We start from the raw sequence: 16,078 nt of genomic DNA, 5'->3' as shown, positions 1-16,078 counted from the left end.
TTTATTGAATACCGTCAATATAATTTTGCATACTGGCTAAAATAGCTTCAAAATCAGCCTGTAAATCCAGTGAGTTATTCTTCAGGTTTTTTTCAAACTCTTCAGCAATATAATAACTTTTTTCCATTCCCATAACACTAATTTTGTGTTTGAGTTTGTGAACACTACCCGCAGTAGCATTATAGTTATCGGCACTTAAATAGCTTTTGTAAGTGTCAATCTCTGTAGGTAGTTCACTTTTAATGGTGTCTATTAATTTTTGCCTAAAGGGAGCATCGTCTCCGGCAAGTTGGTCTATGTAGTTTAAATTAGGCTGTTCCATGATATTTAGGTATGGTGAAATAAAAAGAAGTGCCTTCGTTCTCAACACTTTCCAGCCAAACCTTACCACCGTAGTACATTACTATCTTTTTAACTATAGATAAACCTATACCTGATGATGGGTTTTCGCTGTCTAGTTTAGTAAAGATATTGAATATTTTTTCAAAATAAGCCTCTGCTATACCTTTTCCGTTGTCTTTTATGCAAAATTCTATATCGTACTTCTTTTCTTTCGAGCTAATTTCTATACAGCCTTTCTCCTTATCGTTATATTTAATAGCATTTTCTATAAGGTTTTGGAACAGTTGTTTGAATTTGAAATTGTTACCCTGTATTTTAGGAAGCGTATTGTTTATTTTTATCTCAATATTTTTAGGTACCGCTACGGTTCTTAACAGCTCGTCTAACAGTAAATTAAAGTCGACCATTTTATCATCGGTCTTCACTTTATCTATTGAGGAGTAATCAAGAATTCCCTGTATAAGCAAGTCCATCTTCTCTACATTAAACTGCATAAGGTCTAGTGATTTTACACCTTCATCACCAACCTTTTCGGCGTTATCATCCTTAAACCATTCAATAAGGGTGCTGATGTTTCTAAGCGGCGCCTTAAGGTCATGCGATACCATATGAGCATATTCGTTTAAAGCCTGGTTTTGTGCTTCAAGGCTTTGAAGAAGTTGTTCCCTTTGATCGTTTATTTTTATAATTTGTATGGACTGTTGTTTAATATAATCTGAGGGGTCATAATTATTATCTCCCGTGTTATCTGAAGTCTCTGTATCATTGTCCATGTTCATGGAACTCAAAATAAACTCCAAATTGCTGTTAATCTCCTTTAGGCTGTCTGCTTCATTTCTCAGTTTCTGATTAGCGGCAAAAAGCTCCTCAGAACTTATACGCATAGCGCGTTGCAACATTGAGATTTGATCTTCATAATTTATATATGATTCCTGTACAGCCATTAAAAAGGCATTAAGTCCTTCAGGAATGTTAGATCCTATATGTTTGGCTATCTGTCTTTTTATCAGGGAGTTTTTCATTCGCTAATTAATGTTAAGGTCATTGTTTGGTTATGTAATTCGCAGGATGTGGTATTTACAAAGGGAGCCATTTCCCCATACGAGTAAAATCCTGTTATAGTGGTATTGTCACCAACCATTTCTTTAACTTGTTCAATTTCTTCCTCTACGCGCTGATTCATTACCAGCTTACGGCCTACACAACTGATTAGTAGTGCAAGCTGTGGCATGCTTTTACGGTTATGCATTGCATAAAGGGCTGCTTTACTGGCACCTTCGGCAATTGCATCTACGGTAGCCATCATAAGTTGTACGTGTGATTTTTCGGGAGCATCTCCGGCAAGTATCATTGACTGTTTGTCGTTATCTATGTTTAATATTGTTCTTACCACAGGTTTTTCCTTACCCGGTATAGTAACATTAAGAGGGTAGAGTAAGGAGGCCTGCGGTAATTGCACAGCCTTATCTCCTAAGTATTTTTTGTATAAATCGAGGGCTGGTTGCCCATCTATTTCATATAATACATTTCCGTTTGATTTTGTAATAAGTCTTTCCGGTCCAAAGGGTTGCCATCCGCCTACACTGGCAAAGCTAATATCCAGGGTGTCTCCATAAAAGCCCATTAGTATTACTTCGCCTTCTTTAGGATTTTGCTTATAGGAAGCCAGGGTTTTTTCAAAGCGGGCGTCGTCGCCACACATTCCTCCGGTTATACAAACGTTTTTATAAAGATCATCTTCCAGTCCGGCAATTAATGAGCTGCCGTTTACAAAGCTACCTTCACTAAGTACAAAAAGATGTTTCAGGTTATCTTTAGGCATTTCATCATAAAGTATCTTGCCCAGTTCGGCAGCATCTTTATTATAGTCCAGTATATTAGCACGTTTTATAACAAAAGAGCTTTTTTCAAATTCAATAGCAGTAACTGTTACCGATTTGTCCAGAACATTAGTGCCGGCAATCTCTCCTGATGTAGAACCAAATACCAAGTGTTCATATGGAAATTCAGCTCTAATGTCTTCAATTACTTCATCGTTTTCCAGTAAGTACCTGTTGCCAAAAACCAGTACCAACGGATTTTTAAGTGTATTCTTTTCGGAAATGTATTTCCACTTTCCGTTTTCTTTTTTGTATGCCTGTACTGTTTTCATGATGCCTACTTGTAAAGTTTAATGTAAAAAACGGTGCCTGAGCCTAATTCACTTTCAATCCAGATTTTACCACCATAGTTATCTACAATCTTTTTTACTATGGATAGCCCTAACCCGGTAGATTTTTCACTTTTGCTAAACGACTGGAATATTTTAAATATTTTTTCCTGATTCTCCTCTGCAATACCGGGACCATTATCCCTTACAGAGAATATAAAACAGTCTTTAGCTTCCACTACGTCAATGCTAACAAGTCCCTCTTCCTTGTCTATATAGTTAACCGCATTACTTATAAGGTTTTGGAATAGCTGCTGTATCCTGAACCTGTCGGCTTTAAGTACCGGCAATGTGTTTTTGATTTCTACCTTTGTGTGTTGCGGTATATGTATAATGCTTATAATGTTACTTACCACTTCATGGATGTTTACATTCTCTTTAGCGATATCGGTTTTATCGATTTTAGAATAGGTAAGTACCCCCTGGATAAGGTGATCCATTTTTTCCAGCTTGTCCTCAATCATGTTAAGATATTGGGTAGTCTGCTCTGTAAGTGCTCCCTCATTATCTTCTTTAATCCAAGCAACAAGCGAGTTTATGCTTCGTAATGGTGACTTAAGATCGTGCGATACGATTTGGGCATAATCTTCCAGTTCTTTATTACTTTTAGCTAGGCTTTTAAGCAGTACTTCTTTTTGACTTTCCAAAAGCTTTTTGTCTGTAATATCTTCTTCTATAGCAAAAAAACGGACAATTTCTCCCCAGTTATTGTAAAGAGCCTGTCCTTGTATTTTTACCCAATATTTTTTATTAGATTTAGAGTAGTTAACTATTTCGCAGTTAAACGGTTCTCCTTTTTTTATCTGATCACTTAAATAAGCTACTGTTTCAGGGTGGCTGTCGGGTCCCTGTAATAATATACCGGGCTTTTGCCCTATAAGTTCTTCTTTGGTGTAGCCGGACATTTGTTCAAAACTGGAGTTTACCCATTCTATTTGCCCTTCCTTATCACATATTATAACCGAATTAATATTTTTTTCGGCAATTAGCGAAAGTAGTACCAGTTGTTCTTCTTTTTCTTTTACCTCGGTCATGTCTTCAATCATAGCGAAATACTGAAGTACATTTCCGTTATCATCATAAATAGGCTGACCTTTTGTTCTTGTCCAAAAGTAACTGCCATCCTTACGGCCATGTGTTATCTCTACGTCAAATGATTCACCTGTGTAAAAAAGATCTATCATTTTTTGCAGGGCATCTCTGTCGGTCGACTCTGTAAGCCCTACTTCAATAGGAGTACGCCCCATAATTTCCTCACGGCTAAAGCCCGTAAGCCTTAAATAGGCATCGTTACACCAAAATATCTGTGCATTAGGATGGGTAAAAACAATGGCATTTTCGTTTGCACTAGCTACTACCGATAGTTTGTTTAGCTCTTCACGGTCGGTTTTAAGTGCATTTTTCTGCTCGTTGTTTACACGTAAAAGCTCTTTGAGTTCCTGAGTGGTGGTTTCCTGTGTTTTTAATATTTGCAGTAAATCAAGTAGGGGGTCGTGGTTGGCAAAGTCAAAAATAGAAAGTTTCCTGGTCTTTATTTCTTCGACCGACATTAACCAGGGCGAACCCACAAACAGAAAATTATTTTCCATAGGTTCAAACTGCCCGCGTAGTATGAGATCTGATTGTTTTTTACTTTCCAGTATCACTAACTGGCTCAGGTTGTCTACAAGTATTTCCTGCGATATGTTTTCTGAATGTGGCCTTACGAGTGAGAAATAATCAGGAAAGTATCCCCCTTTTTTAAGAGTATCGTCAACTTTCTGGATACTGTTCCCTAACGACTCAACCTCAAGATGTTCGTTGAGTAGTATATAAAAAGGAAATATCCGATTAAAATTTTCGGAATTAAAATTAAACGTATGGCTTTTGTTCATAATTACCAATTGATTTTGAAAACTTCCTGAGGGCGGCTTTCATGTGGGGACTCAACGGTTTCTACGAATACTGTTTCATTAAAAATTTTAACCAAACCATCTATATAACCTATCAATAAATCCTTCATTCCGCTTTTATCAGAAGTGTAATGCAGGTATAAACTATTTGGGGCTACATTACTAATCCTAAATTCAGGCGGTGTTAATTCGGGATAAATCAACATAATCCTGTTATGAAAGTTAGGTAAATTTACTAAATAATCTTTGAGGTTTTCACCTCTGGATTCCATCAGGAATTTATATTTTTCAGAAAGTGTAAGCGAAATACGTTCTCCAAAACCTCTAAGTATATCGCTTATAGGGATTTGGATGTGATTTGATACAGCTTTTGCTGTGGCTAAAATTAATTCTTCGTTGTATGGCTGTTCGGCATCTAAAAAGCTTGGTTTGAGCGCACACTCCATTTTCACTTTAGACCAAAGTGGCTGCCCAAATGTAGAAACTACATAATCTTTTATTGCATTATTAACAAAGCCATACATATGTTTGTTATTGCGAAATTAACTCGTTTACGCTCCAATATTCAATAAGCTTTTTAACGCGGTCTACATAATCCTCATATTTAAGAGGTTTTAGTAAATAACCGGCAATACCAATTCTATAGCATTCCATTACATCCCTGTGGTTGTTTGAGGTAGTAAGTACTATAGACGGTATGTACCTAAGCACTTCATCTTGTTTAAGGATACCTAAAAACTCAATTCCGTTAATTTTAGGCATATTAAGATCAAGGATAATAATATCCGGGATAATCTCTTTATCCTTAAGTATAGATAATGCTTCTTCTCCGTTATTAGCTTCAACTATCTTATGATTAAGATGCAGGGTTTTTAAAACCCTGTTAAACTTCATAACCTCTATAGCATCGTCTTCAATTAATAATATATTAAGTGCTCTCGCCATTTTAAAATCTGGGATCTGGAATGTATACAATTTTTACCAAGAACAAAATTACGGGAGTCCGTATCCGTTTATTTTTCTTTTCGATAACCGATGTCTAATGTTCGGTGAATGGTAGTTGTGAAGCGACGAATGGTAATAGAGCTGCTATAAGCAGTTTCTTACATTAAAAATACGGATAAATGTTTAAGTGTTTGTTTTTTAGTTTTTTAGGTGCTTTTTTGCTCAGTTTGGAGCATCTTGTTTTGAACCATTCGTCTACACTTAAATGTCATTCGTCGAAATAGCTTTATTAACTTTACATAAGTATAGATATTTGCTTTGAAGATAAGAGGTTAACAATTAGCTTTTTATCTGATAGTTTTTAGTTTTATAATTTATATCATAATGCTATAAATTGAATATTCGGTTAAAGAATACTGGTGTGTAAAAGGAGCTTGTAAAGAGGCTCCTTTTTTTATGGCTATCGATTTGGCTTTTAAATTACGGTTAGCCTTTTTATAAGGTGTGTTTTATCTATAGTAACTAGCCGATAGTCGAAATATGACCTTAACTTTTTTAATCTCTCCCGATATTTGTTGTGTAATCGATGAACATATAGAACTATTGTCATACTTGCATACCCCCAAAAATATTTATGATAGTTAAATGGCTCATAAGAAAAAAATAAACAGTTAGGATACACAATTAACTTATGTTTATTTTCAGGTGGCCTCCTTCGGGAGGCTTTTTTTATGGCTATATTCTGGGCTTATAAATAGGTTAAATCAATTCGTCGGGCAAGTTTAAACCATTCGTCTACACTAAAATTCCATTCGTCGAAGAAAGTATGTTTAGCTTCATAAATCAGCCCATCTTTGCAGTATAATTACAGCAATAAGCAAAACAAGGTTATCGTATTTGTGCCCCCAAAAAATGATTATGATAATTTTATTTAGGTGAAGGATATAATGATTGGAATGCAATTGATTAATGCTTAGAAAAGCCTCCGTACGGAGGCTTTTCTGTTTTTATGGAGTTTGAAAAATAATAGTGTTTTTGTAGTAAAAAGCATACTAACCGGAGATAGGTTCCGTTCGTCGACAGTTAAAGTCTGCTAATCGAAAAACAGGGGTAAAAGTTGCAATCCCGTCGGATATTTGCAGTGTAATTAATGACAAACTAATAACAAGATATCGAAAATTATTGCCCCCCAATGATAACCGATACCCCAAAAATACCGTTAATGCTATTTCATTAAGCAAAAACAAAGAAATAACTGAACATATTATCTGACTAAGCCCCCAGGATGATAAACATGTTTTGTTTAGAAGAAGATATGATGATTGGAATGTAAATTGGTTAATGCTTAGAAAGCCTCCGTAACGGAGGCTTTCTGTTATTATAGAGAGCAGTGATTAACTGTGCTTTGATAATTAGGTTAACATATTAGCGGATGATATAACCCCGTTCGTCTACAGTTAAGGCTTGTTAATCGAAAAGTAGACATAAAAGTTTGAAACTTGACGGACATTTGTAATGTAATTAGCACCGAAACCCGATAACAAGAGAATCGAAAATTATTGCCCCCAATAATGACCGATAACCCAAAAATACCGTAAATGCTTTTTTAGATAGTTAAGGTGATAGTACAAAACAGAGATAAGAGTAATAAAGTTTATTAATGCTAAGGAGATTATGAAAGTACTAATTGTAGATAACGAAAGACATATACTGATGTCTCTTGGCAGATGCCTTAGCGACTTAGGTTATGATATAGAGTGTTGTGATAACGCTATAGATGCAAAACAGAGCTATGAGGCTTTTAGGCCAGATTTACTGATAGCAGATATAAGCCTGCCGGTAGCATACAGTGTGGTGCCTTTTATAAACAAAAGCAGAGGTAACACAGCAGGGCTGGAGCTTTTAAAGTACATAAGGCTTATTAAAAAAGAGTCTACACCGGTTATGGTTGTTTCATGCCATAGTGATGAAGGTGTGTTTAATAAGAGTTTTGAATTAGGAGTTAATGATTATGCTAAAATGCCACTTAGCATATCTGAAATAGAGGCAAGGGTTAAACGACTTACAGGAAGTACAGGACTTTGTCTTAATTAAAAATAAAGATACTTCATAAATACTTGCAAATAGGTTTATGATAGTTTTATGGTTGGTTTGGTTGAGTAACACCCGTTGATGGCGGGTGTTATTTTTTTTTAGAACCTTTTTATAGCACCAATACCTGCCGATATTTGATTCCCTTTAGTATCGGGTGCATATTTTTGGTTTTCCAGTCCGGCTTTTACATAAAATACATAAGTTTGGTTTATGGTAGTCCTGTATTCTGCAGCTATATTGTTAGATTTTAGTTTATAGCTAAACGCTTCGCCGTTAAGTAATATATTGTTTTGTCCGTCAGGATTAATACCTGTTCCCAGCCTTAAGCTTAAATAATCATCGGGTCCGCCAAGGTAATAACGTGTAGTAAGCTGATAGGACTGACCTACCGAATCACTATTTGGTGTGATGTAAGCCCTTAAGTTAAACCATAGATTTTTATAATATTTCCCCACAGATGCGGTATAGGTCCAGGTTTGTTCTCCCGAAAAACTAAGCATCCTGAAACCACCTTCGGCCTCAAAACCTTTTGGCAGGTTTGCAAATAATGAGAAGCCTGTTTTGTACTCAGGGAAAATCCCCTGATCGTCTGACATACCAAAGTTCACAAAGGCATAAAACGTATTTGATATACGAGGGTAAGACTCTATTTCAAATTGTAGCGCATCCATGGCAAACTTGTTGGCATAATTAACACGACCTGTTATGGTACCAAAGCTTCCCTGTCTGGTATAGTCTACACCTGCAATGTGCCAGTCGTCATCAAAACGTTTGTCAAAATGGTAGTAATCATAGTTAATGCCTACAGCATTTTTAGAGCTCATCATGCTTATTTTTTGGCTCAGCGTCCGGGCATCATTATTTTTTGGGTTTATTTCCAATAATGTTTTTAATGATTTGTTTGCCTCCGGATATTTTTTCGAATCACTTAATATTCTGGCTCTAAGAAGTAACAATTCTTCTGATTTTGGGTTAATAGCTAAACCTTTATCAGTAAGTTGTAATGCTTTGTCGTAGTTTTTGCTCCAGTACTCCAAACTTCCGTAGGCAAGGTAGGCGTCTACATTGTTTGGGTATTTTTTTACTACGCTGTCAAATGTATTGCATGCGTTTTCCGTTTGTCCGTTCCAAGTGTATAGTCTTCCTAAAAAGATATTTAAATCCGGGTAATCAGGGGTTTGCTCTAATGCCTTTTGGGCAAGGATAATAGCCTCTTTATAATTTTTATTATCAAAGGCTTGTGTGCGGGCTTCGGCATACAGTTCGTCACTTGTTTGCTGTGCAAAAGCAGCAGGTGCAAACAAAAGCGTTACCATTATGTAAAAGCCTGCTATAATTGATTTTGTTATGTTGACGGAAATGATTTTCACACTAAAAGTCTTTAAAAATTATACTTGTTTCTTTTGCGGATTAGCCAATCCGGTTCGGCTCATAGTCCCCCATGAGTTTTTACCCCTTATAAGGTCGATGTTTCCTTTTATGGCAGCCCACATTACAAACGGATGGTACAGCAGGGGTTCTGCAAAAGCAGTAGCTACAAGCCTGAATATGTACTTCGGCTTTTTATATTGCTGAAAGGAGTATTCCTCAAAGAAAATTGCAGTGATGGAATACAGTACCGAAAAGAAGTATACCACAGCAAAAAAGCTAAAGAAAATAGTCCAGTCCAGTCTGCCTAGCACATATAATAACACAATAAACAGTACCCCGAAGAACTCAATAATAGGAGCAAGCCACTCAAAAAACATCCAGTAAGGTGTACTTAGCATACCCAGTACTTTAAACCTAGGGTTGAACAGCATTTTGCGGTGAATCCATAGTGTTTCCATAGTACCGCGGGTCCATCGGTTACGTTGCCTGTGGAGAACCTTCCATTGTTGGGGCACCTCAGTCCAGCAAAGCGGATCGGGTATAAAGCCTACAGTATAAGCCTCCTTTTTCTCACGCATCATCCTGCGCATACGCACCAGGAGTTCCATATCTTCACCCACGGTTTTGGTATTGTAACCGCCTACCTCAATGGCTATTTTTTTATTGAACATACCAAATGCACCCGATATAAGCAGGAGTCCGTCCAGCCTTGACCATGCCATACGCCCCATAAGGAAAGCTCTGAAATATTCAAGTATTTGTGCTCTTGCCAAAAACTTATCCGGCAGGCGTACCTCTATAATACGTCCGTCCTCAATAATACAGGAGTTTGCCACACGGATAATACCGCCCGATGCAATTACTGTTTTCTCATTATTAAGGAAAGGGTTTACCAGTTTAAGCAGTGCGTCGTCTTCCAGAATACAGTCCACATCTATACAGCAAATAAGGTCGTGCTTACAGTTGTTTATACCTGCATTAAGTGCATCGGCTTTACCTCCGTTAGCTTTGTCTATAACCGTTAGGTTTTTATATGCTTTGTGAGTAGACATATATACACCCCTAATTTCCTTTGTTGGTATAGAGTTGTATCGAAGCGATTCGTCCTTAACAAGGTCAAAAGTGTCTATAAGCCTTTGCAGGGTGTTATCTTTACTACCATCGTTAATAACCACAATTTCATAAGAAGGGTAGTTTACCGTAAGCAGTGATTTTACATTCTCTACTACGTTAGCTTCTTCGTTATAAGCCGGAGCCAGTACCGAAATAGGTGGAAGGGAAGTGCTTTGTAACAGGGTAACATCATCTGTAGGGATGTTTTCCCTCTTATATTCTTTTATTTCCAGAAAGGAAAATACGGCAGCAAAAAGATAACCCGATGATATGACAACAGCATATATCAGGAAAAGCCAGCTCGCTATGTCAACTAAAAGATCGTAATTCATGGCTTTTTACTTTAAAAAATATTCTTCTGCTTTTAAATATTCAATTTTAATTTCCTCATTATCCCCGTTTAATTCGTAAGATAATGTTTGAAGTTGGTTATACGAACCTACTTCTTTTATCAGTTTAAGGATTTCCTTTTTAATGGTGTTGTTTTCAGAAGCAAAATTGGTAAGCACAATATTGACCGACTCATGGTTACCCATTTTTCGCATACATCTTATAGCTTCTTTTTTTAGCATCTCTTCAGGATGTTCCAGAAACGGAATCACTTTTTCTACATTTTCATACTGGTCAAAAGCCGAAATTTGCTTTATACAAAAGCCTATAACCGTAGGCTGTTTGTGATTTAACCATTTAGAGAAATCAGGGATTTCTTCCTTATAACCTTTAAGTGCATCTTCAATATGAATTTGCTGCCATATGGTTAAGGGTTCTTCTAATCGGTATAAAAAGTTAAGCGGATATTTTTGAGAAAGCTTTATAAAGTACAGCAATGACTGTAGCCTCACTTCAACCCTTTTGTCGTTAAGAAGCCTAACAGCCGTTGATTCCTGTATTTTTATTCCCATGTTGGAAACCGTATGCATACCACGGGCACGCAGGTACCATTTCCTGCTGGCTATTTCCTTAAAAGCCAAACCGTCCAGTTCCAGCCTGAAAAATAGTTTTTTGATAGAGGCATTTGCCTCTCCCTTAAAGTTTTGGCTGTATACAAGTATCTCTTTTGTAGTTACCTTTTTTTGTAGTTTACTCCTAACATGGTGCGCTCTAAACTCTTCAATACTGGCCTCTTCAAACTCTGTATCAAAAAGATATCCGTTAATAAAATCGGTAAGTTTTTCAATATGTTCTGCCTTTTTAATGTTGCGAAAGTTTTTATATACCCTTAAATAAAGAATAAACAAAATAAGCAACAGTATTAAAAGCAGAAAAAGTAAACTGATTAGTATATTCACGTTTACTATCCACTCCAAACCACTGTTGTAATATATGTAGTCGTAAAACTTTTCCAATACTTAAAAAATATTAGGTTTTACTCAGGCTTCGTTTAACCCTTAACGATAACTCATTAGGACTAAAGGGTTTTGTTATAAAATCATCTACGCCCATAGTAAAGGCGTCCATAATGATGTCTTCCTGTGTAGCTGTAGAAAGTACTATTATAGGTGTATTGGGAGTTTCTTTTTTAATATGTTCAATAAGCTGAGAACCGGTAACAAACGGCAGCATTAAATCAGTTATAACTAAATCAAAATTATTGTTTTTAAGGGTGTCAAGCGCAACCCTTCCGTCTACGGCCACAACAACGTCATAACCGTCTTTATTGAGTTTAAATTCTAATGATTTTACAACCATTGGGTTGTCTTCCACTACCAGAATTTTCTTTTTCATAATTATAATAATTCAGGAAAATCGTTTTCCAGTTCGGTATTGATTTTATCAAATTGAGATTCAAGTTCTGTAACAAGTTCAGGTACTTCTTCTTTTGGTGCCCTGTTGTTTAACAGATCGCATATATGTACCGATGTTTTATTTTCAAGCATCTCAAAAGAAGGTTTGATATTATGGGCAATTTCTGCCACACTTTTAAAATCGTTTTGACCTAAAGCTTCTCTAAGCTGAATCAGTTTGTCTTTTACAGAGGTACGGAATATTATCAGTGTTTCTTTGATGAACTCAAAATTACTGTCTGATATAACATTTAGGTACTCCAGTGAGTAAGCCTTGTCTGAAACTTCTTTTGGGACAAAGTTTTTTTCAACCAAATCGTTTATGATTTTGATGTCGTTACTGGTTACCGGCTTTTTAATAAAAGCCATTTTGTTTTGATAATGCTCTAATATGCCGTTTTCTCCTTCTTCTCCTAATACAAGAACAGGTACTTCGGTTTTTATTTCTGATTTAAGATAGTCAAAAGTCTGGTAAGCGCTAAGGGGAGAAGCGTACTCATCCAACATTAAAAGCTGAAAACTATCCTCCTTTTTTATTAATTGTATAGCGTCATAGCTGTTGTCACAATAAGTTACCTGCCAGTCTTCCGGAAGCAGTCTGGCGGCTTTTTCTGTGTTATTGTCTTCAACAACTAAAATGTTTAAGTGCATGAGAGTGGGGATTTAATAATGATTAAAATTAAATAAATTATGTGAAACCGTTTTATCTGTTTGCTGTGGGCATGTGCAGTTTTATGGTCTCTTTAATGGTGTCAAAAATAATTGGCTTGGTTATATAATCATCCATTCCGGCATCAAGGCAACGTTCTCTTTCGCCTTTAAGGGCTCTCGCTGTAAGCGCTATGATGGGGATGTGGGTATCGTTATCTTCCAGAGTTCGTATTTTTTTTGTTGCATCAAAACCACTCATAACCGGCATTTGTATATCCATAAAGATAAGGTCTAAAGGCATGCTTCGATAAATTTTAACCGCCTTTTCACCGTCTTCGGCTACAACAATATTAGCTTTAGGCAATACCTTTTGGATAATGGTTTTTGCCAGAAACTGGTTTACCGGATTATCTTCGGCGATTAATATATTAATGGTTTGGTCTTCATTGTTGCTGCCTGTTGTTAAAATCTCATCAATAGTTGTTTCCTCATCATCATTTATATGGTTGATAAATTCAAATAACTGATCTATTCTTATAGGTTTTGTAACTTCAAACCTAACATCCATATCCTTACACAACTGTAACGACTTATTATCAATAACCGAACTATGTAACAGCATTATAGGAAGTTGCTCTTTCGTTATACGTAGCTTTTTCCTAATATGTGTTATTAGTTCCAAACCGTTTAGGTAAGGCATATTAAAATCGATAATGGCAAGGTCAAAGTTGTTCTCTTTTTCAAGAATTTCAAGAGCCTTAATACCGTTTATAGCGCTAACCGAATTTACTTTACCAAAGGCAAGCATATCTCTTAATATGGTTAGGTTGTTTTCATTGTCATCTACAATAAGAACATTGTTTACCAGTTCGGTATTCCTTTCAGGGAAGCTTTCACCTACTTCGGTTTTAAACTTTACTTTAAACGAGAATACACTTCCCTTATTCAACTCACTATCAACCTCAAGTCGGCTATCCATAAGCTCCAGTAGCCTGTTACTAATGGTGAGTCCAAGCCCCGTTCCGCCATATTTACGCGTAGTAGAAGAGTCTTCCTGATCAAAGGCATTGAATATTTTTTGCAGGTTATGAGGTGCAATACCTATACCTGTATCACGAATAGAAAACTCGAACATCATTTCGTCCTCGTCGTTTTCTATTTTTTTGTTTCTTATTTTAAGTTCCACTTCACCTTTTTCGGTAAACTTGATGGCATTACCCAGCAGGTTTACTAAAATTTGCCTTAACCTAACCGAGTCGGCATAGATAAAGCGTTTTACTTTTGGCGAAATGTCAAGCAACAGTTCCAGCCCTTTTTCATGAGCTTCGTGCTTAATGATGTCAACCGTTTGGGAACATAGTTCAACCAGGTCGGTTTTATCTTGGTTTAGCTCCAGTTTTCCGGCTTCGATTTTAGAGAAGTCCAGAATATCGTTTATCAGATCCAGTAATGAATGTGCCGAAGTATTAACCATTTGCATATACTTCCTTTGCGTTTCATTCAAATCTGTTTTCATTAACAGGTCGGTAAACCCTATAACACCGTTCAATGGTGTACGGATTTCGTGCGACATATTAGCAAGGAATTCTGATTTTGATTTATTGGCAGCTACTGCTTTTTGCTTTTCACGTATAAGTGAAGTTTCCATTTCTTTAAGCTGTGAAATATCAGTAGCGATACCTACATATCCGGTAATTTCATTGTACTTATTTCTAATAGCAGTTACTACAAGTTGTACTGGGAATTTGCTTCCGTCTTTCTTTATATAAGTCCACTCGTGAGAGTCGTATTGTCCTAAATTAGGTTTGTGTACAAATACATTAAAACCTTCTATGTGCTGATTGTATTGTTTTGAAAGTACCTTACCTCGCTCTTCAATCTCTTTAGCATCGTGAATAGCACCTACATTAAATGTACCTATAACATCTTCGGCTTTGTAGCCCAGTAAATTTTCGGCTCCTTTATTAAACTTCTTTACATTACCAACAAGGTCGGTTTCTATTATTGATACATGAGTAGTAGCACCTAAAAGTCCTTCAAGTTCCAGCAGGCTGTTTTGAAGTTCTTCTTTAGCCTTAACCCTTTTAGTAATATCATTTATTTGAGAAACAAAATACAGCGGTTCTTTTTTCTCGTCCCTTATTAATGATACATTAAGTAGTCCGTAAACAATACTTTCATCTTTGTGTATGTATCGTTTTTCCATGCTATAAGTATCCCTTTTTCCTTCAATAGTCTCCTTAAGTAATCGTAAATCGGCATCAAGGTCGGTTTTATAGGTAATGTCCTGGAAAGTAAGGCTTAAAAACTCTTCTTTAGAGTACCCCAGCATACTACTCAGGCTTTTGTTAACCATAAGCCATTTTCCGTCCAGCCCAACCAGGGCCATACCGTTAGGAGAATATTCAAAAGCACTTTTAAAGCGTAAAGAGTATTCCAGCGCATCGTCTTCCAGTTTTTTTTGTGAAGTAATATCTTCTATATGGCTAATAATCATACTTTCAGAATCATCTGTTGATTTAACAAAAGCAGCATTAACCTTACATAACATCAGTTCTCCATTAGTTTTATAGTAGCGACTTACAAGTGTATAATGATCAATTTCTTCATTTACAAGTTTTTGTCTATATTCATTAGCTTTTTTAAGGTCGTCAGGGTGTATAAGATTTTTATAAGTATAGTTTTGTATTACGTTTGGCATATCAGTTTTACTGAAGCCAAACATTTTTATAGTAGCAGGATTTATATTTATAATTTTTCCGTTAACACCTACCAGTACCATACCAATGGAAGAATGGTCAAATATTTTTTCAAACCTCTCTTTTGCTTCTTTATAAATGGCTTCCTGTTTTTTTCTTACTGTTATATCCTGAAAAGCACCATATATTTTAACTACACTTCCGTTTTCATACACAGGTTTTCCCATTGTTCTAATCCATACAGGGTTTCCTTTTGCCGATATTATTTTTAATTCAGCATCAAAGGATTTACCCTTTTCTACAGCAGCAGTAAAAAGCTCTATTATTCTATCCCTAGTTTGCCCTTCCTCATAAAAATTTATAGCTGTTTCTATTTCAGGTATATAGTCTTTATTAACCTCATGGATTTGTCTCGTAGCTTTTGTCCAAAATATATTATTATTAGTTAAATCAACTTCCCAACCACCAATTTTAGCAACTTTACTTGTAGCATAAAATATATTTTTAAGCTTTTTAAGTTTTTTAACCTTACTTAAAAGTTTTTCCTGTTTAAGATTACGTTCCTTGTAATGCTTTATAACAAGCCTGTAAGGCTGGTTATTCTCATCATAAATAACCTTTCCTTTAGAGTGTAATATAACCTCTTGGTTATCACTGTCATTATAGGCAAAAGTTCCATTAAAACCTTTTTCAGGTTTTTCCTTACATTGTTTAATAAGGTCAAGAGTTTTGTTTTTATCCAGAGTTTTAATAGCCATACTCCAACGGTCAAAAACATCTTTATCTTCGGGTTTAGAGTGGCCTATGGTTTTCCAAAAGGCATCGTTTATCCAAAAATGCCCGGGGTGTTCAAGATCACAAAACCATATGCCATCAAGGGATTCTTTGGTTAACCAATTAAATAGGGAGAGATCTTTTAGCAGTAAATCATTAAACTCCTTTTGTAGAGCAGAAGAGGATTGCAGCATAGTGTGTGTT

General features: G+C 36.1%; 13 protein-coding genes. 1 reads left to right on the top strand and 12 read right to left on the bottom strand.

The features are described 5' to 3' along the window. Position 1: 1 nt before the first annotated feature. The 6 genes from Q763_RS14655 to Q763_RS14630 are packed head-to-tail and all read right to left on the bottom strand — an operon-like array spanning position 2 to position 5,388. On the bottom strand, positions 2-322 hold the full coding sequence (locus tag Q763_RS14655; RefSeq protein ID WP_035135650.1) for an Hpt domain-containing protein: 321 nt from the start codon (positions 320-322) through the stop codon (positions 2-4). Next, positions 309-1,364 (bottom strand): sensor histidine kinase, encoded by a 1,056-nt coding sequence (locus Q763_RS14650; RefSeq protein WP_035135648.1) that lies wholly within the window; start codon positions 1,362-1,364, stop codon positions 309-311. Before Q763_RS14650 ends, Q763_RS14655 begins: the two co-directional genes overlap by 14 nt. Beyond that, on the bottom strand, positions 1,361-2,494 hold the full coding sequence (locus Q763_RS14645; RefSeq protein ID WP_035135645.1) for an FIST signal transduction protein: 1,134 nt from the start codon (positions 2,492-2,494) through the stop codon (positions 1,361-1,363). Before Q763_RS14645 ends, Q763_RS14650 begins: the two co-directional genes overlap by 4 nt. A 5-nt stretch (positions 2,495-2,499) precedes the next feature. Beyond that, the gene (locus Q763_RS17575; protein WP_052123461.1) at positions 2,500-4,425 is read right to left on the bottom strand and encodes a PAS domain S-box protein; all 1,926 of its coding nucleotides are present in this window, start codon (positions 4,423-4,425) and stop codon (positions 2,500-2,502) included. Positions 4,426-4,427: 2 nt separating this feature from the next. Continuing rightward, entirely contained in the window at positions 4,428-4,967 is a 540-nt protein-coding gene (locus tag Q763_RS14635; protein ID WP_035135643.1) for a heme NO-binding domain-containing protein, read from the bottom strand. Positions 4,968-4,974: 7 nt separating this feature from the next. Beyond that, positions 4,975-5,388 carry a response regulator gene (locus Q763_RS14630; protein ID WP_035135686.1) on the bottom strand — a complete coding sequence of 138 codons (414 nt, stop codon included), beginning with the start codon at positions 5,386-5,388 and terminating at the stop codon, positions 4,975-4,977. 1,674 nt (positions 5,389-7,062) lie between these two features. On the opposite strand from Q763_RS14630, the gene Q763_RS14625 reads away from it, so the two are divergent. Further along, positions 7,063-7,482: a response regulator gene (locus Q763_RS14625; RefSeq protein ID WP_035135641.1), complete on the top strand. Its 420-nt coding sequence runs from the start codon at positions 7,063-7,065 to the stop codon at positions 7,480-7,482. Positions 7,483-7,580: 98 nt separating this feature from the next. Here the strand turns inward: Q763_RS14625 and Q763_RS14620 are convergent, their stop codons facing one another. Genes Q763_RS14620 through Q763_RS14595 form a run of 6 tightly spaced genes read right to left on the bottom strand, consistent with a single transcriptional unit; the run spans position 7,581 to position 16,068 of the window. Next, positions 7,581-8,852: a YaiO family outer membrane beta-barrel protein gene (locus Q763_RS14620; protein ID WP_232297533.1), complete on the bottom strand. Its 1,272-nt coding sequence runs from the start codon at positions 8,850-8,852 to the stop codon at positions 7,581-7,583. An 18-nt stretch (positions 8,853-8,870) separates the two neighbouring features. Beyond that, on the bottom strand, positions 8,871-10,298 hold the full coding sequence (locus Q763_RS14615; protein WP_035135637.1) for a glycosyltransferase family 2 protein: 1,428 nt from the start codon (positions 10,296-10,298) through the stop codon (positions 8,871-8,873). A gap of 6 nt (positions 10,299-10,304) precedes the next feature. Further along, positions 10,305-11,312, bottom strand: a complete 1,008-nt coding sequence (locus tag Q763_RS14610; protein WP_035135635.1) for a HEAT repeat domain-containing protein — start codon at positions 11,310-11,312, stop codon at positions 10,305-10,307. Positions 11,313-11,325: 13 nt separating this feature from the next. Next, positions 11,326-11,691 (bottom strand): response regulator transcription factor, encoded by a 366-nt coding sequence (locus Q763_RS14605; RefSeq protein ID WP_035135633.1) that lies wholly within the window; start codon positions 11,689-11,691, stop codon positions 11,326-11,328. 2 nt (positions 11,692-11,693) lie between these two features. Beyond that, positions 11,694-12,401: a response regulator gene (locus tag Q763_RS14600; RefSeq protein ID WP_035135631.1), complete on the bottom strand. Its 708-nt coding sequence runs from the start codon at positions 12,399-12,401 to the stop codon at positions 11,694-11,696. A 52-nt stretch (positions 12,402-12,453) separates the two neighbouring features. Further along, on the bottom strand, positions 12,454-16,068 hold the full coding sequence (locus Q763_RS14595) for a PAS domain S-box protein (RefSeq protein ID WP_035135630.1): 3,615 nt from the start codon (positions 16,066-16,068) through the stop codon (positions 12,454-12,456). Positions 16,069-16,078 lie beyond the last annotated feature (10 nt).

The sequence above is a fragment of the Flavobacterium beibuense F44-8 genome, assembly GCF_000769915.1.
Classification (GTDB): domain Bacteria; phylum Bacteroidota; class Bacteroidia; order Flavobacteriales; family Flavobacteriaceae; genus Flavobacterium; species Flavobacterium beibuense.
Note: the sequence above shows the minus strand (reverse complement) of the source record. Positions and strands in the feature narration are given on the sequence as shown.